Consider the following 20,614-nt stretch of genomic DNA (forward strand, 5'->3'; position numbering starts at 1 on the left):
TTTCTTCCATTCAGTAGATACGAACTGGAATTATTTTCAAATGTGACAGGAAAAGTTGCAATCGGGGTAGGCGGGGGATTCGTATGGCAAAGCGCGGAAAAGCTATGAGATCTGCTGGGGCCCTGTCGCTGTGGTTCGGCGCCCCGAACCACAGCGATGAACCTGCTCAGGATTCGAACGTGGCCAGGTCCTCACAAACCGCAGCAAACGCGCCAAGGAACCGGTCCGCCTCGTCGACACTCAGCACCAGCGGCGGCTGGATGCGCATCACCCGGTTGTTGTTGGCGGTGACGAAGGTGAGGATGCCGTGCTCCTCGGAAAGCTTGGTCATCAGGCGCAGCACGAACATGTCTTCGAGGCTCTGCTCCAGCTCTTCCATCGCCGCTTCCAGGTGCCGCCGCGCGGTGCCCGAGAGCATGCGGTAGGTAGCCGCCGCCTGGCCCGGAATGCGCCCGGCCATTTCTCGCACCAGCGCCTCGATGCCGCCGGCCATGCTGTTCTGGAACTCGATGGCGAGCATCAGGCCACGACCCCGTACGGCCTTGATGAACGGGTAGCGCTCGGCGATGTGCAGCAAGCCCTGTTGCAGGTGCGCGCCGACCTCGGCGGCATTGGCCATCAGGCCGTCCTGTTCCAGCACGTCCAGTGCCGCCAGTGCCGCCGCCGCGGCGAAGTTGCCGCCGCCGAAGGTCGAGGTGTGCAGGGCGAAGGTGTCGATGTCGCCATAGGCGCGTTGCCAGACCGCCTCGCGGGACAGGGTCGCGCCAATCGGCACGAGGCCGCCGGACAGTGATTTGGACAGCACCATGATGTCGGGCGCGACGCCGTCCCATTCACAGGCGAAGCGTTTGCCGGTGCGGCCCAGCCCGGTCTGGATCTCGTCGAGGATCCACAGGCAGCCGTACTCGTCGCACAGTGCCCGCACGCCGGCGAGATAACCGTCAGGCGGCAGGATCACACCGCCTTCGCCCTGGATCGGCTCGATGATCAGGGCCGCTACATCGCCTTTGGCCAGGCGCGTGCGCAGGGCATCTAGGTCGCCGAAGGGCAGGCTGTCACAGCGCGGCAGCAGCGGCTCGAACGGCTTGCGGTGTTTGGCCCGGCCCGTCACCGAGAGCGCGCCGAGGGTCTTGCCGTGGTAGCCGTTGTCGCAGTACAGCACGGTGTGTTTGTCGCTGGCGGCGAGGGCCAGTTTGAGCGCCGCTTCCACCGCTTCAGTGCCGGAGTTGCTGAAGAACACCCGCGACAGGCCGCCCGGCGCCAGGTCGGCCAGACGCTTGGCCAGCAGGCTGGCGTGCAGGGGCGCGGAAAGGTACTGGATGAACGTCGGGAACTGTTGCTGCAAATAGCGTTGCAGTGCGGCGCTGATGGCCGGGTGGTTGTGGCCGGTGTTGAGGCAGCCGTAGCCCGCGACGAAGTCCAGGTAGCGACGGCCGTCCAGGTCGGTCAGCCAGCAGCCTTCGCCGTGGCTGAACACCCGCTCGATATGGTTGAACTGGTAGAACTCGCGCAGCACCGGGTTGATGTGCTCGCCGAAGCTGTTGAGCACCTCGCGCCGCAGGTTAATCGGGTCGTCCTTGGCGTCGCTGGCGCGCACCGGACGCTGGCCGTGGTGATGGCGGCGCAGGCGGCCGAAATCGTCGCTGGCGAGGGCTTCACCGTTGCTGGCCATGGGCGATGGGGTGAAGCCGTGGTGGGCAGCGATGGCGCCGATTTCCAGCACCTTGTCCGCCGGCAATTCGCGGCCGATGGAGAACGCTTCGGCGCGGCCCTCCAGCGCCAGGATCATGGTTTCGGCCAGGCAACCGTTCATGCTGCGCTTGGGTTCCAGGCCCATGGTGCGCATGCCCAGGTGCACCGCCGGGCTGGCCGAAACCAGGCCGCCATCCACCAGCAGGATGTCGCGGCGGGTGTGCGCGACGTCCATCACGTCCTTGGGCAGCGCGGCGTCGATCACCACCGAGCCGGGCAGCAACCGACGCGGGTCGATCAGGCCGCCGCTGGAGGTGGCGGCGACGAAGAAGCGCACGCTGGCGTAGCAGTCCTCGACGCTGTCATGCAGGCTGACTTGCGCGTGGTACTGCGCCGGCAGGTATTCGAGTTGCGCCTCGGCCTGGCGCGGGTTGCCGCGGTGTATCAGGCGCAGCCGGCAACCATGGCCGACGAGCAGGCGCGCCACCGCCAGGGCAATCGAGCCGGGGTAGCCGAGCACGGCCACCTCGGCGTTTTCCGGCGCGACGCCAAGCAGCGTGAGGCTGTCCAGCAGGTTGATGTAGGCGGCGTAGGCGGTTAGCGAATTGCCGGTGGTCACGGCCACGTCGGCCTGTTCCATGGTCGCCAGGCCGCGGTTGCCGACGATCGCGGTGAAGCCGCCCAGGCCGACCAATTCGGCGCCTTCGGCCTTGAGTGAATTGACCCCTTGCAGCACGCGTTCGGCGATGGCACGGGGCTGGCGCAGCATCTGCTCGGCGGTCAGCGGCATAAACTGCAGGATGCCGGAACACTCGGCGCCGCACGCGCTGACGATGCGGCCGAAATCGACGAAGGGCACCAGGTTGCGCTGGCGCCAGCGGGCGCTGTTGTAACCCCAGGCCTGTTCTTCCAGCGTGCGGTCGAGCAGGTCGACCAGCTTGACCTGATGCAGCAGGCCGGTGGAGGTGGGGTGGGCAATGAATCCGAATTTCATCAGTGGCTCTCTGCGTTGAGGCGGCTCCAGGCCGTTTCGGAGACGAGGCTCAAGCCGTCGCCCTCCGAGTTGTGGCCCAGCCAGACGTCGAAGAAGTTGAGGCGGCCAGGCGCGGTGATGGCCTGGCGCAGGGTGTCGGGGCAGAACGCGAGCAGGCGCGCGCGGCAGATGCTGATCGGGCCGAAGGGCTGTTCGTCCCAGACCGGCCCGCCGTTCAGCGGCACGTTGACCTGCGCCGCGCCGTGGCAGGCGTAGCGCTTGTCGAGGTAGGTCTGGATCATCGACAGCACGCCGTTGGAGAGGTACAGCACGGTGACGTTGCGCTGCGCGGCGTCGGCGGTGCTGGCCAGGCACATGGCCAGGCGTTGTTCGATGTCCGGCACCAATGCGCGGGCGCCGTCGCCGATGAACGCCAGCACATGCCGGCTGTTGTTCAGGGCGATGTAGGGCAGCGACATCAGCGCATCGCCCATCAGCGCGCGGCCATACCAGCCGGAGAACCCGGCGTCGGTGCGCGGCAGGTTGCGCATGGCCGAGATGCTGCAACGGCCGACGTCGTAGACGCCGGTGTAGCGGTAGCCGTCGCGCTCGATCATTTCGCCCAGCAGCAGGCCGAGCCGATGGAAGAAGAAGTTCGGCGTCATCGGCAGGGTTTCGACCTGATCGCTCGGCAGCGCCTCGCGGGTGCGCTGCAACCGCTGCAAGCGCTCGCGGCGCGCCTGCAACAAGGGCGGCGGCACATTCAGGCGCGGCTCAAGGTAGTCCAGTACCGTCGCCAGCGGCAGTTCCAGCGCGACTTCGGTGAAAGGCGAAATGTGCTCGCGGCGGCGGTTGATCTGGACGATATGGAACAGGCGCTTGAGGCGGCCTTCGGAGTAGGGCGTGGCCGACTGGTCGATCTTGCTCTTGAGAAAGAACAACCAGGGTTTGCCTTCGTCGGCGTCCGGCTGTTCGAGGAAGGCGTGGATGCGCCGGCTGAAGCCGTACATCGACAGCGGGCCAAGGTAGTTGAGCACCGGTTCCTGGTCTTGATAGGCGCTCACGCTGCCCGGCGCGATGATGCTGTCGGCCAGTGCCACGCCGCTGCGCTTGGCCAGGGCCATGACGCGGTCGCGTTCCTGTTCGCTGAGCCGGCCGCATTGCCAGAGGATGCGCGACGGCTCGTGGTTGAGCACGTCCAGCACGCTGTCGAGGGCGGCGCGCTGGGTGTCGTCGAGTTCGCTGGCGGGGGCGGGTTGCGGCGGTGCCGGCTCTTCCGGGCCGGTTTCGACCCGCGACTCCAGCACCGCCTGGGTGGCGAACAGGAAGGTGGGCGCCGGCGCGGCGTCGAGCGCGGCGAAGGCGGACTCGACGCTGGCGCGGGATTCATCGGGGCGCCGGATAAACCGCTGCCACAGGCCGCGGGCGGCAATCACCTGGTGGCCGTCGTTGTCGCGATCGAGGCTGCCCTGAAAGGCGAACCACACCGACTCGGGCGAGTCGGCGCAGATCACCAGTCCCGGTGCACCGGCGCGCTTGAGGTTGGCCAGGGTGCCGCGCAGTTCGTCGAGCATGCCCGAGGTCATGACGATCACGTAGGCGCGGCGGTACAGCTGCCAGCCGGCCAGCGCACTGACCGCCAGGGCGTGTTCGTTGCTGGCGGTGTGGAAACCGCGGCCGCTGCCGCGCAACAGCGCGCCCATGGAATCGAGGAAACCCGCGACCATGGAGCCGGTGAAGAAGTGGCAGTCCCAGTGGTCGCCCCAGCGCGCGTCCATGCGCTGCTGTATGTCCCGCGCCAGCGCCACCGGCTCGCCGGACTGCAGCGTGGTGCGGGCCAGCAGGCGGTTGAAGTAGGCGTGTTCCAGATGATCGACGAACAGCCGCAGCAGGTCGGCGCGGCGCAAGGTTTGCGTCGGATGCGGCACCCGCACCAGGCGGTTGCCGCCGAGGCGCGGCAGCCAGTGTTGCAGGTGTTCTTCGTCACACAGCAGCAGCGCCGAGCTGGGAGAACGCTTGGCTTCGGGCTGGGCGTCGAGCAGTTCCACCAGCGGGTCGCTGTCGGGTTGAGCGTGCAGGTGGCGGGTGTCGAACAGCACGTAGTCGCTTTCGCTGCTGGCAGTGGCCAGTGCCAGGCTGGCGTCGGCGGCGGTGTCGAACACCCTCAGGTCGAGGTACAGATCGTGGCCCTGGGCGTGTTCGCGCACATAGGCTTCGGCTTGCCCGGCCACCTGCCGGTACAGGCACTGCGAATCGCTGTCCGGCCAGTGCTGGCTGTTAAGCGAAGTTTCATGGCCCAACCAGTGGTTGAGCCGGTCAAGCACTGCTTGCACATCCTCCTGCAGCGCGCGATTGCGGCTGATCAGGCAGATGCCGACGGTACGCGGCTTCATGCTTTGCCCTCGGTAACGATGGGGATCACGCCGGCAGTGGCGTGGCGTTCATTGACCAGCAATGCTTCGGCACTGCCGGCGATGCTGTGGCGTACCCGCCAGGCCAGCAGCAGCGCCAGCAGCAGGCCGGTGCTGAGACAGGCGAGCATGCCGGCGTGGCCGAGGCGGTCCAGCAGCAGCCCGGCAGCCACGGGGGCGGCCAGGCGAGTGATGACGAACAGGCTCGATTGCAGGCCGTAGTCGCTGGCGGTGCGTTGACGCCGGCTGAAGAACAGCGTCAGGCCGAACATCAAGGCCGACACCGCGCCCATGCTCGCCGCCAGGCACAACGCGCTGGCGATCAGCCAGGCCGGGCCCAGCCGCAGCCACACGGTGACGGTCAGCAGCACCAGGGCGAGCAAGGCGGCGAGCAGGTACAGCAAGATCGCCCGCGCCGTGCCGAGCACGCTGAGCAGGCGGCCGCCGAGCAGGCTGAAGACAGCGCCGGTGGCACCGCCGGCGATGCCCACGACCCAGGCCACTTCCTGCATTGGCATGCCTTGGTCGAGCAGCAACGGTTTCAGGTACAGCCAGGCGGCGCCGATGAACGGGAAGGCGGTCAGCAGCAGCCAGGTCCACTGGCGTGCCGCCGGCTGGCTGAAGAAGCTCATCCAGTCGGCGACAAAGCCGGACGGCGCGGCCTGCTCGGGTTCGATGGGTTGTGGCCGTCGACGCAGAACCAGCAGCGGCACCACGCCAATCACCAGTGCCACGCCCATGATCAGGAACGGCGCCTGCCAGCCCAGCCGGGCCTGAATCAACAGCATGGCGCCGCCACCGACGATCGCCCCGAGGAACAGCGCCGCCGAGCGAATGCTGCCGGCGCGCAACTGCTCGCTGCGCGGCAGCCACTGCACCGCGAGGGCGTTGAGCGGGATGTCCATCCAGGTGGCGATGATGCTGATGGCGAAGGTCATGACGAACAGCGGCATGCGCTGCTCGATCAGGTTCTGTCGACCGATCAGCCAGTACAGCACCAGCAGCGCCGCGCCGAGCAGCACCATCCAGTGGACCAGATGGCCCTTGCCCAGACGCACCCGTTGCACCGGCACGGCCAGCAGGAACTTGAACACCGCCGGCAACCCGGCGAGCTGGAACAGGCCGATTTCGGTGCCGCTCCAGCCGTACTGGCGCATGACCAGCGGCATGCCGAACATCAGGTAGATGCTGGGTACGGCCAGCACCAGGTTGAGCCAGCCGAACAGCAATTGCAGGCCGGCGATTCGCGTGCGGTCCATCGAGTTACCCCTGGGGTTTGCGAGCGATGACGGCGTTGACCGGGGTGACCGGGAAACGCAGTTCGTTGAGTTGTTGCACGGCCCGAAAGCCGATGCCTTCGAGCGCACGCGCCAGTTCACCTTCGGCGAGTACGTGGCGGCCTTGCAGGCGCATGTGCAGGTAATAGGGCAGGACCTGCGCCGCGGCCTGGCGCTCGTCCGGCACTTCGGCCTGGCAGCACAGCAGCACGCCGCCGGGACGCAAGGCGGCGAAGAGGCGGTGCAGGGTGTCGGGCAGGTCGTGGACGAAATGCAGCACCGACGAACACCAGATGAGGTCGTAGCCGCTGCCGAAGTCGTCTTCGTTGAGGTCGCCGCCGATGGCTTTCAGGCGCTGGGCAAGGCCGGCGGCGGCGATGTTTTCGCGGGCCACTTCGGCGGCCAGCGGGTATTCGAAAACCACGCCTTCGACGGCGGGCAGGCGCTCGGCGAGGGCGATCGCCACCAGGCCAGGGCCGCCGCCGAGGTCCAGCAGCCGTTCCAGCCGATGGACTTCAGGCAGGCTTTCGACCAGCGCGCAGGCCACGTCGCGGGTGACGGCGCGTTGTTCCTGGGCGATCTGCAGGCGGGCGGCGTCGGCCCAGCCCTTGGCGATCGCCGCGGAAGCCATTGGCGCGCGCGGCACGCCGTTGCGCAGGTAGTCGCCGAGCTGGGCGCCGGTCTGGCGCATGACCCGGTGGCGAAACAGCAGGGCATCGCCGCAATAGGCGCTGGCCTCGGCGCGCAGGTACAGGTCGGCCAGCGGCAGGTTGTGGTAACGCGGTGGTTGCTGGCGGTCGCGTTCGAGCAGGCCCAGGCTCCACAGCAGTTCGAGAAAGTAGCCGGTACTGGCGGCGTCCAGCTCGAGGGTGTCGGCCAGCGCGGACGCGCTGACAGGCTCGCCCAGATGGTCGAACAGCGCGCATTCCAGCGCGACCTGCAAGGCATCGGCGCCGAGCCCGGCGAGTTGCAGATCCCAGCACGACTGCAGGGGATGGGCGCTGTTCAGATCCTGGTGAGGCTGATCGAGGTTGGCACGTTGAGGCACGGTAACTCCCTGTACTTGGCCACCTTGTTCATAACGAAACAAGCCGTGGCCGAATCACTGAAAAAGGTGATATATATTAAATGAGAATCATTAATGTTAAGTATGCGAGCCGGAGCCGTTCCTATGCGAAGCGCCGCTCGCATGGCCGCAGGGATGTCGTCATGAGCACAATGAAAGGGAGTTGCCGTCTCGGCCTGGATCACCCCAGGCACCGTTCGGTGCAAGCGGACGGACGCTTGCGCATGCAACTGTCCGAGGACCTCGGCCAGTGCTATTCGGAGCTATTGCAGCTCGAACAGGGCTTGTCGCTGGGGCGTTTGCACTATCACCCCGTGCGGACCCTGATCGAAGAAACCTGCGGCCCGCATGACGGCCATGTGATGGTGGTGACCATCGGCCTGCAGGGGAAATCCGGTTTTCTCGGCCAGGACGGCAGCAACCTGGCCTTCGACGCCGGCCACACGACCATCACCGCGTTCCGCGCCACGCCTGGCGAGCGCCGCTATCAAGCCCACGAGACCGCCTCGCAACTGCGTGTGGTGATCGATCAGCCGACCCTCTGCAAGTACGTCGGCGAGGAACGCGCCGCGCAGGTGCTGGGCAGCGGCCGCTTGAACCGGCTCGATTACCGCGCCAGTTCCAAGGCTGCACAGGCCCATGCCGCGGCGTTGGTGCGCTACCTGCAACCCGGTGTGCTCAACCCGTCCAACCGGCTGGACTTGCACATCCATACCCTCAGCCTGCTGTCGGAGCAGTTCAACCTGCTGGCGCCGCAGGACAGCACTGCGTCGCCGCTGGGCACCAGTGACATTGAGCGCATTGAGCGGGCCCGCAATCTCCTCTGCGAGCAACTACACACGCCGCTGACGGTGGAGTACCTCGCCACTGCTGTCGGCATGAACGAACACAAGCTCAAGGAAGGCTTCCGCTACCTCTTCGACACCACGCCCGCGCGCATGCTGCTCGACTTGCGCATGCGCAAGGCCATGACCTTGCTCGAGTCCGGTCAGCAGGTCGCCCAGGCGGCGTGGCAGGTCGGGTACAAATATCCGAACAATTTCACCGTGGCATTCACCCGCTATTTCGGGCGCGCGCCCAAGTCGATTTTCGGCAAGAAACGCTGAGCTTCCCTCCGGGAGCGGACCTCTCTGCTCCCTGCCTGCCCGCATAGAAATTTCTGTTTTCCGCATATGAATCTAAACGAGATTCATTTGCTTTTGTCGGTAGTATCACCTCGCCGCCGCAGAGTGGCCATGTATCTGCCATCTACCGACAACGACAGGTTTTGCCATGCTCTCGCCCCTTTCCACGCCTTCGTCCCTGCCACTCAAGCCGCTGGTCTGGTCGATCACCCTGGCGCTCTCCGGCGCCGCTGCATTTGCTGAAGAACAGGCGTCGACGCCGAATATGGGGCCGCTGGAAATTGAGCTGCCTGCCGGTTATGAGGAAGCGATGAGCACGCCGGGGACTTCGCAGCGCGGATTGCAGGTGCTTGAAGCGCAGGAAGTGAAGGGCGAGTGGGAAGACCGCGATGAGAAGGGGCAGAGCGACGTTTACCGCAAGGATGTTTCCAATGTCTATGTCGGCAAGGAGGAACTGGAGCGCTACAAGGGCACTTCAGTGTCTGACGTGTTCAGCGGCCTGAACGGCGTCTACAGCGGCGATGCGCGCAACAGCGGGGCGCTGGACCCGAACATCCGCGGCATCCAGGGCGAAGGACGGATTCCGGTGACGGTGGACGGCACCGAGCAGGCGATGTCGGTGTGGCAGGGCTCGGGCGGCATTTCCAACCGCAACTACGTCGACCCCAACATGATCGGCAGCATCTCGGTGGAGAAGGGCCCGTCCGTTACCGACGGGGTCAAGACCGGCATCGGCGGCTCGGTCCAGATCAAGACGCTGGATGTCGACGATATCGTCAAGGCCGGGCAGCCCTGGGGTATCGAGATCAAGACCGAGACGGCGACCAACTCGGTGTCGCCGGACGAGTCGGGGATCAATCAGTTCGGCAAGGATTATCGTGACGTACCGGGTGCCACCGCAGGCTACGACGGAACCGTAGGCTTCGCGCTGCCCAATGGTGGCCGCATGACGCCGCGCAAGGGCTCGGGCGGCACCGATTTCGACTTCGAAGACAATGCTTTTCGTATCGCCGCCGGTACCCGTCAGGAAGATTTCGACCTGTTGGCGGCGTACAGCTACCGCCGCAAGGGCAACTACTACAGCGGCAAAGGCGGCAGCCAGCGCTACGAGACGGAAGACTGGCTGGACAAGGCCAAGGCGGAGAGCCAGCAGAGTGTGCCGGGAGCCGGGACGTCCTATGTGGCTCAACTGTTCCAGCCGGGCTATGAAGTCACCAACACATCGAGTGACGTGCGTACCACGTTGCTCAAGGGCACCTGGTACCTGCCTGACCAGCAGAGCCTGAAGTTGTCCTACATGCACACCGATATGGAGTTTGGTGAGAGTTCGCCCTACGTGATCAGCCTCACCACGTATACCGGGCTCGATGGCAACCAGAATGTCGGAATCCAGTATCCCTACGCGAAGGTCAAGCAGGACACCTGGTCGCTGAACTACGAATGGAATCCCGAAGACAGCGCCCTGATCAATCTCAAGGCCGGTCTCTGGATGACCAGCAACGACAGCGATCGTTACCAGACAGGCGAGTCCATCTATGGCGTCGGCGCGACGGGCCAGGATATCGACCGAAACTGGAACAACTATGTGTTGTGCCAATACCGTAATGACCCCACGGCCTGTGCTCAGGCGCCCACCCAGCCGGTCCGGCTGGACAACAGCGATGGCCGCTTCACCCTCATTCCCAAGTCGCTTCAGGTTTCCAACCATGAGCGTTGGGGCGTGAACCTGAGCAACCGGATGGAACTGAGCGACACCCTCAACCTCACGCTTTCCAGCGACTTCAGCCATGAAAAGCTGGACGAGCGCTACGGCGCCGCCAACGCGACAGTCAATGAGATCGTCTGGGCCACCCAGCATTTCGGGCCGCGCAGTGGCAACCGGCAGCAGTACAACTTCAGCTTCAACAACGAATGGACGGTCATGCCCTGGCTGGTTATCAACGCGGGAGCCAGGTACAGCGACTACAACTCGTTTGATGAAGGCTTGGCCAAGCACCGTGAGAACCGCGACAGCGACTGGGCTGCGGGTTCAACCACAACGGGCACCCGCTTCGGTTATCGACGCCTGATGAGCGATGAGGAAGCCACGGCACTCGAGCAGAGTGTGCGAGCAGAGTACGAGTCCTGGGGCTTCACACCAGAAGAAATCGAGCAGGAAATGCTGACGGCCATGGATAACTACCAGGTCAATGGCGTGTATTACACCGCCAGGAACAGTGAGAGTTTTGTCGCCGCGTACGACGGTTTCAAGATTGATCGTTCCACCAACCAGTTCCTCAACGGCACCATCGACCTGAACGAGACGGTGGCCAACGCCCAAGGCACCACGGGCACCGTCAATCGCTATATCCAGCCGGAACAGATCTCGACCGTTACCGTACCGCCCACGGAGGGAGAGTTGTGGGCCAAACCTGACAAGCGCCGTGATCACGCCTGGACGCCGATGCTGGGGGCAACCTTCCTGCTGACTGAAAATGCCCGGGTATATGTGCGCTACAGCGAACTGGTGCGGTTCCCCACGTTGTACGAAGACACTCAGGCCGGTACGACGTTTGGTCGTAGTTCCACCGGCAGCATGAATCCCGAGCATGCGTATAACTGGGAAGTTGGTTATGTCCACGACCTGCGCAGTTTCGTCCCGGACTGGCGTCATGCCGATTTCCGGATCAATTACTACGAGAATGAAATTCACGACTATATCGACCGCGACCAGATGTACAACATCGTGCAGTTCGATAAAAAAACTTACTCGGGTATTGAGTTGCAAACCCGTACTGATACGGGGCGTTATTTCACTAACTTCTCCGTCAGCTACCGGTTGGAGCAGAAACTATGTGACAAGGACTATGCCGCCACGCTCGATCCTATCTACAACAACGCAATCGACAGTTGCGTCACTGGCGGGTTTCCTTCCACCTTTGCCCGCACCAGCCTGCAACCCAAATACTCCATCAACCTCGACAGCGGTATGCGCCTGCTCGATGAGAAGCTCGAAGTGGGCGGGCGGATGGTCTACCACAGCAGCGCCGAAAACGAAGAAGAAGCCAAGTGGATCGCCAGCGGCGTGACGGGCGCTGAAGCATTCGGGCGACCTTATCGCTGGCACCCAATCTGGGTATTCGATGCCTATGCAAGTTATCAGGTAACCGAGAACCTGGATGTCGATGTCGGCGTCAACAACATCACCAACCGTTATTACATCGATCCCTTGGCCAGGGCCATGTTGCCGGCACCCGGCCGCACGATGAAGTTGGCACTAACCGCGCGATTCTGAATAAGAGCATCCCTGAATTTTTTGCTGTTTTTTATTAAAAACAGTGGCCTTTCAATTATCCAAGGAGGTTTCATGAAAAAGCTGTTTGTACTTTCCGCATTGTCTCTGATGGCATCCACCAGCTTCGCGGCAACCGTCGCGGGTGGCTCGTCGAGTAGCTATGTAGTGCCCACGGCATCCAACATGATGGCTGTCGGCACCGCCGGGATTGCAATGCCTACCACGGTAGGTGGCACTGCGGATCTCACCAAGGTCGTCAGCTTTGCGGCGGGTCCGATTGCCCAGACCAACGCGCTGATTGCAACACCAGGTACTGCTTCGGCAATCATTACCCAGATTCATCCGGTTACCGGTCTGCCTTACAACGTCTCGGAGACCTGGAAAAACACCGTTGCGTACAACACCAACGTCTACGCCTATCGCCAGATCGACAACCCGCTGCCGAACTTCCCGCAGTTCGGCGGCGAAGTCATCGCCAAGGTTTCCGGCGCCGAGGTGTACTTCGGTGAATGGGCGCCACGCAAGTCTGGCACCCAGCCACTGAACAGCACCGACCTGAACCTCACCGATGCCAACCGCACCGTCTGGTATGTCGGCGAAAACCCGACCACCAGCATGCCAACCCTGGTCAACGCCAAGTACAACGTGGTCGGCGTCAACCAGTACAACCCGGGGACCGGCGCTGGCGTGACCTCGGGTGTGCTGACCGCCAACTATGGTTCCGGCAGCGGCACCCTGACCGGCACCGTTGGCTCGATCAACTTCGGCGGCACCACCATCGCGTCGAATGGCTCGTTCTCGCGTACTTCCCAGATCCAGGGTCAGTTCTACGGCGCCAATGCCGAGGCCCTGGCGGGGATCTACACCAGCGGCTCCACCAAAGTCGCCTTCGGCGGCGCCAAGCAGTAACACCCGCGTGTCATTGGAGGAGGGAGCTTCGGCTCCCCCTTCCGACCTCTTTCTTTCTGTCCCGGAACGATCACCATGCTGCCGTCCATGCGGGGGCGCGTTGCCCTGCTGTGTTTCTCTGCCCTGTGTTCCACCGCGCTGCTGGCCGATGACGACGACACCCGTCTGCTGTTGAACAAGATCGACCGCACCGCCGAGGCGCGCGAGCGGGCCAATCTTGGCGCGCCGGATCCGGCCGAGAACGATGCTTCGCTGATCACCATCGAGGGGCAGACCTACAACGTACAGAACACCCTCGAGGACCTGGGGCCGGCCATCTACGTCTCCATCAACCTGCAGCAGTGGGGCAAGGTGCGCCAGTTTGTCGAGCGCTACCGCCAACTGCCCGGTCATGAGCCGGCACTGATTGAAATGGCCGAGGGGCTGATCGCCCGCAGCGACCGCCAGTACAAGCAGGCCATCGCACATCTGCGCAGGGCCGATGAGCTGCAGCCAGGTTTCGTCCGTGCTCGCCTGGAATTGGCGCGCACGCTGTTCGAAGACAATCAGACCCGTGAAGCTGAAGCGCTGTTTCGCGAGGTCGCCGCTTCCGATGTGCCCGAGCAGGTCCTGAGCGTGCTGGGCGAGTACCACAAGGGCATCGACCTGCGCCGCGAATGGCATGGATCGGCGTCGCTGGGCTTCGGCTACAACAGCAACATCAACCAGGGTAACGGCATGACCACCAGCACCCAGGTCTGCACGATCTTCTTCGAATGCTTCGACTACAGCCGGCAGATGCCCAAGCCAATCACGTCATCCAGCCTGGTCTATGACATGGCCGCCGAGCGGCGTTTCCAGATTGCCGGCAATCACCATCTGCTGGTGCGCGGCCTCAGCTATGGCAATACCTACGACAAACATGGCGATGACGGCGAAACAAAGACCTGGTACGACGACAACACCTCGGTGCTGTACGCCGGCTACAGCTTCCAGAGTGCGCTGAACGATGTGTCGCTCACGCCACTGTTCGAGAATTACTACAACGACCATCACACCAAGTACCAGGCCAGCGGCGTGCGCGGGGAGTGGAAGCACAACCTGACCAACCGGCTGCAGGTCGGCCTGCAGGCCCAGCACAAGCACTTCCGCTTCCAGGGCGAACAGCGCGAGTACTTCGATGATTACGACGAACGTCAGGTCGGCACCTCGCTGTCGTACATGCTCGATCCGCGCACCCTGGTATTCGGCGGCGTCACCTACACCCGGCGCAGCCAGGACGCCGATACCGCCAGCAATCGCGAGTACATGGGCAGCCTGGGCGCGTATCACAGCTTCGACCTGGGGGTTAACTTGAGCGTGGTCGGCTTGTACCGCACCACCCGCTACGATGCGCCGGACGTTTTCCTCGGCGGCCTGCGCAAGGACCGCCAGCAGATCTACATCGCCAACCTGAGCATGCCGCGTTTCGCGTTCGCCGGGGTGGTGCCGAATCTCTACATGAAACGCACGGTCACCGACAGCAGCATCGACTGGGCCTATGCCTACCGGCAGACGGAGGTGGCATTGAAATTCGAGAAGACGTTCTAGGAGGGAAGGGGCCTCGGCGAGATCCGAGGTCAAATCGCAGGCATAAAAAAACCCGCTTTCGCGGGTTTCTTTGAATATGGTGCCCAGAAGAAGACTCGAACTTCCACGACCGTAAGGTCACCAGCACCTGAAGCTGGCGTGTCTACCAATTTCACCATCTGGGCAAATTTGAAGCAGTTGTAACAAAAACAGTCTAGCGTATTGCTTAATCTCAGACACGTTATGAAGCTATCTGAAACTTGAAATATGGTGCCCAGAAGAAGACTCGAACTTCCACGACCGTAAGGTCACCAGCACCTGAAGCTGGCGTGTCTACCAATTTCACCATCTGGGCATTTCGTTGATTTCGCTTCGATGCTTCACATCGTGCGGCTTCTCAACTATAACGACGGTCTCCGTCGCTGTGGTGCGCACTATACGGATGGCTCCAAGGGCTGTAAAGCCCCGGTTTGAAAAAAATCTTAAAAGATTCAAGCCGTTGGTCTTCCACAGCGAACAGCGCATTCTGGGGCCGGTCCCAACGGGGCTGTCCAAGGTTGAAATTTCCGGTTTCAATACGGCTATGCCAAACTAACCCTTATATAGACAAGGTGAACCCCTCCTAATGGCCGATTGGCAGTCCCTCGATCCCGAGGCCGCTCGTGAAGCGGAAAAATACGAAAACCCCATCCCTAGCCGTGAGCTGATCCTCCAGCACCTCGCCGAACGAGGCTCGCCCGCTGCGCGCGAGCAGCTGGTCGAGGAACTCGGCTTGCATACCGAGGAACAGATCGAGGCCCTGCGCCGTCGTCTTCGGGCGATGGAGCGTGACGGCCAGCTTATCTACACCCGGCGCGGCACCTATGCCCCGGTGGACAAGCTCGACCTGATCCTCGGCCGTATTTCCGGTCACCGCGACGGTTTCGGTTTCCTGATTCCCGATGACGGCTCCGAAGACCTGTTCCTCAGCCCCGCGCAGATGCGCCTGGTGTTCGACGGTGACCGCGCCCTGGCCCGTGTCTCTGGTGTCGACCGCCGTGGCCGCCGCGAAGGCGTGGTTGTCGAGGTCATTTCCCGCGCCCACGAGAGCATCGTTGGCCGCTACTTCGAAGAAGGCGGCATCGGCTTCGTTACCCCTGACAACCCGAAGGTCCAGCAGGAAGTGCTGGTCACCCCGGGTCGTAGCGGTGGCGCGCGTGTCGGTCAGTTCGTCGAGGTGAAGATCACCCACTGGCCAACCCCGCGCTTCCAGCCTCAGGGCGACGTTGTCGAAGTCATCGGCAACTATATGGCTCCCGGCATGGAAATCGACGTTGCCCTGCGCAGCTACGATATCCCGCACGTCTGGCCTGAAGCGGTCGTTAAAGAAGCGCGCAAGCTCAAGCCTGAAGTCGAAGAGAAGGACAAGGAAAAGCGCATCGATCTGCGCCACCTGCCGTTCGTCACCATCGATGGTGAAGACGCCCGCGACTTCGATGACGCCGTTTATTGCGAAAGCCTCGGCAAACTGCGGCTGTTCTCCGGTGGCTGGCGCCTGTACGTCGCTATCGCCGACGTGTCCAGCTACGTCCGCCTCGGTTCGGCGCTGGATGCCGAAGCCCAGGTGCGTGGTAACTCGGTGTACTTCCCCGAGCGCGTCGTGCCGATGCTCCCCGAAGAGCTTTCCAACGGCCTCTGCTCGCTGAACCCGCACGTCGATCGCCTGGCCATGGTCTGTGAAATGACCATCAACAAATCCGGGCAGATGGTCGATTACCAGTTCTACGAAGCGGTGATCCACTCCCATGCCCGCCTGACCTACAACAAGGTCAGCAGCATGCTGGAACACGCCCGCACCCGCGAAGGCCGTGCCCTGCGCGAGGAATACAGTGGCGTGGTGCCGCACCTGAAACAGCTTTATGCGCTGTACAAGGTGCTGCTGGACGCCCGTCATGCGCGCGGCGCGATCGACTTCGAAACCCAGGAAACCCGGATCATCTTCGGCTCCGAGCGCAAGATCGCGGAAATCCGTCCGACCGTGCGCAACGACGCCCACAAGCTGATCGAGGAATGCATGCTGGCGGCCAACGTCGCCACCGCCGAGTTCCTCAAGAAGCACGAGATTCCGGCCCTGTACCGCGTCCACGACGGTCCGCCGCCGGAGCGCCTGGAAAAACTGCGCGCCTTCCTTGGTGAGCTGGGCCTTTCCCTGCACAAGGGCAAGGACGGTCCGTCGCCGAAGGACTACCAGGCACTGCTGGCCAGCATCGCCGGTCGCCCGGACTTCCACCTGATCCAGACCGTCATGCTGCGTTCGCTGAGCCAGGCGGTGTACAGCGCCGACAACAACGGCCACTTCGGTCTGAATTACGAGGCGTACACCCACTTTACCTCGCCGATTCGCCGCTACCCCGACCTGCTGACCCACCGGGCCATCCGCAGCGTGATCCGTTCCCGCCAGGACACCCCGCACGTCAAGCGCGCCGGTGCGATGAGCATTCCCAAGGCGCGGATCTACCCGTACGACGAAAACACCCTCGAGCAACTGGGCGAACAGTGCTCGATGAGCGAGCGGCGTGCCGACGAGGCGACCCGTGATGTGGTCAACTGGCTCAAGTGCGAGTACATGAAAGACCGCGTGGGTGAGTCGTTCCCGGGCGTGATCACCGCGGTGACCGGTTTCGGCCTGTTCGTCGAGCTGACCGACATCTATGTCGAAGGCATGGTGCATGTCAGCGCGCTGCCAGGCGACTACTACCACTTCGATCCGGTCCACCACCGTCTCACCGGCGAGCGCACCGGGCGTACCTTCCGTCTCGGCGACACCGTCGAAGTGCGGGTGATGCGCGTCGATCTGGAGCAACGCAAGATCGACTTCGAAATGGCCGAGAACACCCTGAATGCGCCGATCGGCCGCAAACAGCGTCAGACCGCGCCCGAACCTGCTGGCAAGGCTCCAGCCGCTGCCAAAGAGCAGCCGGCACCTCGCGCCAAGAAAGCCAAGAACGAAACCGCCGAAGCCTATTTCCCTTCCCATGCCGCGGCGAAAAACGCCGAAGTGCGCAAGAGCCGGGAAATGAAGAAGGCCCTGCTGGCCGATGCCAAGCAGGCGCACGCCAGCGGCAAGCCGGCGGGCAAATCCGGCAAGACCGAGAAACCGACCAAACACCGCAAGGGACCGCCCAAAGCTGGTTCCACGTCGCGTAAACCCAAAGGCAAGTCATGAGTCAGTTGGAAAAGATCTACGGCGTCCATGCCGTGGAAGCGCTGTTGCGGCACCACCCCAAGCGGGTCAAGCAGATCTGGCTGTCCGAGGGTCGTAGCGAGCCTCGGGTCCAGGCGCTGCTGGCGCTGGCCGCCGACAACCGCGTTGCGGTCGGCCAGGCCGAACGCCGCGAGCTGGATGCCTGGGTCGAAGGTGTTCACCAGGGCGTGGTCGCTGAAGTCAGCCCGAGTCAGGTCTGGGGTGAGGCGATGCTCGAAGAACTGCTGGAGCGTACCGAGACGGTTCCGCTGCTGCTGGTTCTCGACGGCGTCACCGATCCGCACAACCTCGGCGCCTGCCTGCGTACCGCCGATGCTGCCGGCGCGCTGGCGGTCATCGTGCCGAAGGACAAATCGGCGACGCTTACCGCGGCCGTGCGTAAAGTTGCCTGCGGCGCTGCTGAAGTGATGCCTCTGGTGGCCGTGACCAACCTGGCGCGAACCCTGGAGAAACTCCAGCAACGTGGCCTCTGGGTGGTCGGCACTGCGGGCGAAGCCGAGCAGGAGCTGTATCAGCAGGACATGACCGGGCCGACCGTGCTGGTCATGGGCGCGGAAGGCAAGGGCATGCGCCGCCTGACCCGCGAGCACTGCGATTTCCTGGTCAAGCTGCCGATGGCAGGCAGCGTCAGCAGCCTGAACGTATCGGTCGCCACTGGCGTCTGCCTGTTCGAGGCTGTTCGTCAGCGTAAAGCCGGCAAATAATTCGCGATCCCTCTTGTAGGAGCGAGCTTGCTCGCGATGGCCTCCTAAGTCGGCCTATCGCGAGCAAGCTCGCTCCTACAGTTGTATTTGAGGTTGCCGGCTATCGGCACTGCTCAATATTTCACCAATCACCTTGCTTGTCCCTCGGCGCTTCTCTACAATTGCGCCCCTTGCCGTGTTGGCAGGCGCGCATGTGCCTCTTTCCAAGGCAAGACATACAAGTGTCATTCACTCCTTGTCTGACCGCCATTTGTCGGCAGACTACAACCCGTAAGGAGCATTCATGCGTCATTACGAAATCATCTTTCTGGTCCACCCGGACCAGAGCGAGCAAGTCGGCGGCATGGTTGAGCGTTACACCAAGCTGATCGAAGAAGACGGCGGCAAGATCCACCGTCTGGAAGACTGGGGCCGTCGTCAACTGGCCTACGCAATCAACAATGTTCACAAGGCTCACTACGTGATGCTGAACGTTGAGTGCACCGGCAAGGCCCTGGCCGAGCTGGAAGACAACTTCCGCTACAACGATGCCGTGATCCGTAACCTGGTCATCCGTCGCGACGAAGCCGTTACCGGCCAGTCCGAGATGCTCAAGGCTGAAGAAAACCGCAGTGAGCGCCGTGAGCGTCGCGATCGTCCTGAGCATTCTGACAGCGCCGAAGGCGATGACAGCAATGACAGCGACAACAGCGATAACGCTGACGAGTAATCCACGGACCTTTTGAGGAGCCTATTACATGGCACGTTTCTTCCGTCGTCGTAAATTCTGCCGCTTCACTGCTGAAGAAGTGAAAGAGATCGATTACAAAGATCTCAACACCCTGAAAGCTTATGTATCTGAAACCGGCAAGATCGTTCCAAGCCGTATCACTGGTACCAAAGCTCGTTATCAGCGTCAGCTGGCTACCGCTATCAAGCGTGCCCGCTTCCTGGCCCTGCTGGCCTACACCGACAGCCACGGCCGCTGAGACCGGGTCGTCGACAAGTAGCAAAGGATAAATTGCATGCGTGCCCTGGCTGATTTCATCATGCGCGGTCGCGTGCAGGCCACTCTCGTAGTGGTCGGTTGTGCGGCATTGCCGCTGTTGTTCTGGTTGAGTGCCGCCGCCGGGAGCCTGATCTTCCTGCGGCGCGGTTTCAAGGACGCCTCCGGTGTCCTTGCCTGGGCATTGCTGCCGGCGTTGGCCTGGTGGTTTTTCGGTGAGCCGCGCACCTTGATGGTGTTGCTTGGCACGCTGGGTCTGGCTGCGCTGTTGCGCGCCGGGCAGTCCTGGAATCGGGTGCTGTTGTTCAGCATCGCCCTGGGCCTGGTGTATGGCGTCGCTCTGGGTTCGGTGTTCCGTGAACCGATCGAGTCGCTCGCGCAGGGGATCGCCAAGATCCTCCCGCAGATGCTCGAGGGGATCTACCAGCAGTTGAAGGTAGAAGAACGGGCCCGACTGGAGGGGCTGATCGCACCAGTGCTTACCGGCCTGATTGCGGCATTGTTGCAAGCTGTCAGTGTGCTGGCCCTGATGTTGGGTCGCTACTGGCAAGCAGCGTTGTATAACCCGGGAGGCTTCGGTCGCGAGTTTCGCGCCGTGAGACTACCGCTGGCGGTGGCGTTGGGGCTGCTGGTGATCATTCTGGTGGGGCCGAATTTCGGTACCGAACTGGCGATGTTGACACCGCTTTGCACCATCCCGCTGCTCTTCGCCGGACTGGCCGTGATTCATGGCCTAGTGGCGCAGAAACGACTGGCGAAGTTCTGGCTGGTCGGGTTGTACGTGACACTGCTGCTGTTCATGCAGCTGATTTATCCGTTGCTCGTGGTCCTGGCCATTGTCGACAGCCTGATTGATTTTCGCGGACGCGGGGCGTCCCCAAGTGACGCCGACAACGGCTCCGCGAACGGTGAAGGTTAAAAGTTAAGAGGTTATTACCAAATGGAACTGATCCTGCTGGAAAAAGTCGCCAACCTGGGCAACCTGGGCGACAAAGTTAAAGTTAAGTCGGGTTACGGCCGTAACTTCCTGCTGCCATTCGGCAAGGCTGTCGCCGCTACCGCTACCAACCTGGCCGCGTTCGAAGAACGTCGCGCCGAGCTGGAAAAAGCTGCTGCTGACAAGAAAGCTTCGGCTGAAACCCGCGCTGCCCAACTGGCCGAGCTGGAAGTGACCATCACTGCCACCGCTGGCGACGAAGGCAAGCTGTTCGGTTCGATCGGCACCCACGACATCGCTGACGCCCTGACCGCCTCCGGCGTTGAAGTGGCCAAAGCTGAAGTTCGTCTGCCAAACGGCACCATCCGTAACGTCGGCGAATACGACGTTGCCGTGCACCTGCACAGCGACGTTGAAGCCACCGTTCGCGTGGTCGTCGTCGCAGCCTAAGCTGTATCGACCTGCTGGCT

Annotated in this window: 14 protein-coding genes and 2 tRNA genes; 10 read left to right on the plus strand and 6 right to left on the minus strand. The window is 62.8% G+C overall.

Features of this window, described 5'->3' with window-relative positions; translation table 11 throughout:
• Positions 1 to 166 precede the first annotated feature (166 nt).
• From CKW37_RS12365 to CKW37_RS12380, 4 genes are read right to left on the minus strand one after another with little or no spacing between them, the layout of a single operon-like run.
• Positions 167 to 2,686: an aminotransferase class III-fold pyridoxal phosphate-dependent enzyme gene (locus CKW37_RS12365; RefSeq protein ID WP_095155964.1), complete on the minus strand. Its 2,520-nt coding sequence runs from the start codon at positions 2,684 to 2,686 to the stop codon at positions 167 to 169.
• Complete coding sequence (locus CKW37_RS12370; protein WP_095155965.1) at positions 2,686 to 5,058, minus strand: decarboxylase; 2,373 nt, start codon at positions 5,056 to 5,058, stop codon at positions 2,686 to 2,688. Before CKW37_RS12370 ends, CKW37_RS12365 begins: the two co-directional genes overlap by 1 nt.
• The gene (locus tag CKW37_RS12375; protein ID WP_095155966.1) at positions 5,055 to 6,335 is read right to left on the minus strand and encodes an MFS transporter; all 1,281 of its coding nucleotides are present in this window, start codon (positions 6,333 to 6,335) and stop codon (positions 5,055 to 5,057) included. Before CKW37_RS12375 ends, CKW37_RS12370 begins: the two co-directional genes overlap by 4 nt.
• Before the next feature lie 4 nt (positions 6,336 to 6,339).
• Complete coding sequence (locus CKW37_RS12380; protein WP_177454416.1) at positions 6,340 to 7,401, minus strand: class I SAM-dependent methyltransferase; 1,062 nt, start codon at positions 7,399 to 7,401, stop codon at positions 6,340 to 6,342.
• A gap of 161 nt (positions 7,402 to 7,562) precedes the next feature.
• Between CKW37_RS12380 and CKW37_RS12385 the strand changes: the two genes are divergently transcribed.
• The 4 genes from CKW37_RS12385 (at position 7,563) to CKW37_RS12400 (ending at position 14,295) form a co-directional block, all read left to right on the plus strand.
• Positions 7,563 to 8,525, plus strand: coding sequence for a helix-turn-helix transcriptional regulator (locus tag CKW37_RS12385; protein WP_256587743.1), 963 nt, complete (start codon positions 7,563 to 7,565; stop codon positions 8,523 to 8,525).
• 166 nt (positions 8,526 to 8,691) lie between these two features.
• Complete coding sequence (locus CKW37_RS12390; protein WP_095155968.1) at positions 8,692 to 11,817, plus strand: TonB-dependent receptor domain-containing protein; 3,126 nt, start codon at positions 8,692 to 8,694, stop codon at positions 11,815 to 11,817.
• A 72-nt stretch (positions 11,818 to 11,889) separates the two neighbouring features.
• Positions 11,890 to 12,726: a Slam-dependent surface lipoprotein gene (locus tag CKW37_RS12395; protein ID WP_095155969.1), complete on the plus strand. Its 837-nt coding sequence runs from the start codon at positions 11,890 to 11,892 to the stop codon at positions 12,724 to 12,726.
• A 75-nt stretch (positions 12,727 to 12,801) separates the two neighbouring features.
• Positions 12,802 to 14,295, plus strand: a complete 1,494-nt coding sequence (locus CKW37_RS12400; protein WP_095155970.1) for a porin family protein — start codon at positions 12,802 to 12,804, stop codon at positions 14,293 to 14,295.
• 77 nt (positions 14,296 to 14,372) lie between these two features.
• Here CKW37_RS12400 and CKW37_RS12405 read toward each other — a convergent pair.
• Together CKW37_RS12405 and CKW37_RS12410 are read right to left on the minus strand one after the other, a co-directional pair.
• Positions 14,373 to 14,459: transfer RNA gene (locus CKW37_RS12405), tRNA-Leu, on the minus strand.
• Between the two features lie 83 nt (positions 14,460 to 14,542).
• Positions 14,543 to 14,629 (minus strand) — tRNA-Leu (locus CKW37_RS12410).
• Between the two features lie 270 nt (positions 14,630 to 14,899).
• Here CKW37_RS12410 and rnr point away from each other — a divergent pair.
• From rnr to rplI, 6 genes are all read left to right on the plus strand, one after another.
• Complete coding sequence (gene rnr / locus CKW37_RS12415; protein ID WP_095155971.1) at positions 14,900 to 17,479, plus strand: ribonuclease R; 2,580 nt, start codon at positions 14,900 to 14,902, stop codon at positions 17,477 to 17,479.
• On the plus strand, positions 17,476 to 18,222 hold the full coding sequence (gene rlmB / locus CKW37_RS12420) for a 23S rRNA (guanosine(2251)-2'-O)-methyltransferase RlmB (RefSeq protein WP_095155972.1): 747 nt from the start codon (positions 17,476 to 17,478) through the stop codon (positions 18,220 to 18,222). The genes rnr and rlmB overlap by 4 nt, the downstream gene beginning before the upstream one ends.
• Before the next feature lie 283 nt (positions 18,223 to 18,505).
• On the plus strand, positions 18,506 to 18,931 hold the full coding sequence (rpsF, locus tag CKW37_RS12425; RefSeq protein WP_095155973.1) for a 30S ribosomal protein S6: 426 nt from the start codon (positions 18,506 to 18,508) through the stop codon (positions 18,929 to 18,931).
• 28 nt (positions 18,932 to 18,959) lie between these two features.
• The gene (gene rpsR, locus CKW37_RS12430) at positions 18,960 to 19,190 is read left to right on the plus strand and encodes a 30S ribosomal protein S18 (RefSeq protein ID WP_003171373.1); all 231 of its coding nucleotides are present in this window, start codon (positions 18,960 to 18,962) and stop codon (positions 19,188 to 19,190) included.
• Positions 19,191 to 19,226: 36 nt separating this feature from the next.
• A complete protein-coding gene (locus CKW37_RS12435; RefSeq protein ID WP_095155974.1) occupies positions 19,227 to 20,126 on the plus strand; it encodes a hypothetical protein in 900 nt (299 codons plus the stop codon).
• Between the two features lie 21 nt (positions 20,127 to 20,147).
• Positions 20,148 to 20,594 carry a 50S ribosomal protein L9 gene (rplI, locus tag CKW37_RS12440; protein ID WP_095155975.1) on the plus strand — a complete coding sequence of 149 codons (447 nt, stop codon included), beginning with the start codon at positions 20,148 to 20,150 and terminating at the stop codon, positions 20,592 to 20,594.
• Positions 20,595 to 20,614: the final 20 nt, after the last annotated feature.

It is taken from the genome of Pseudomonas sp. Irchel 3E13 (assembly GCF_900187455.1).
In the GTDB taxonomy this organism is placed as follows: Bacteria; Pseudomonadota; Gammaproteobacteria; order Pseudomonadales; family Pseudomonadaceae; genus Aquipseudomonas.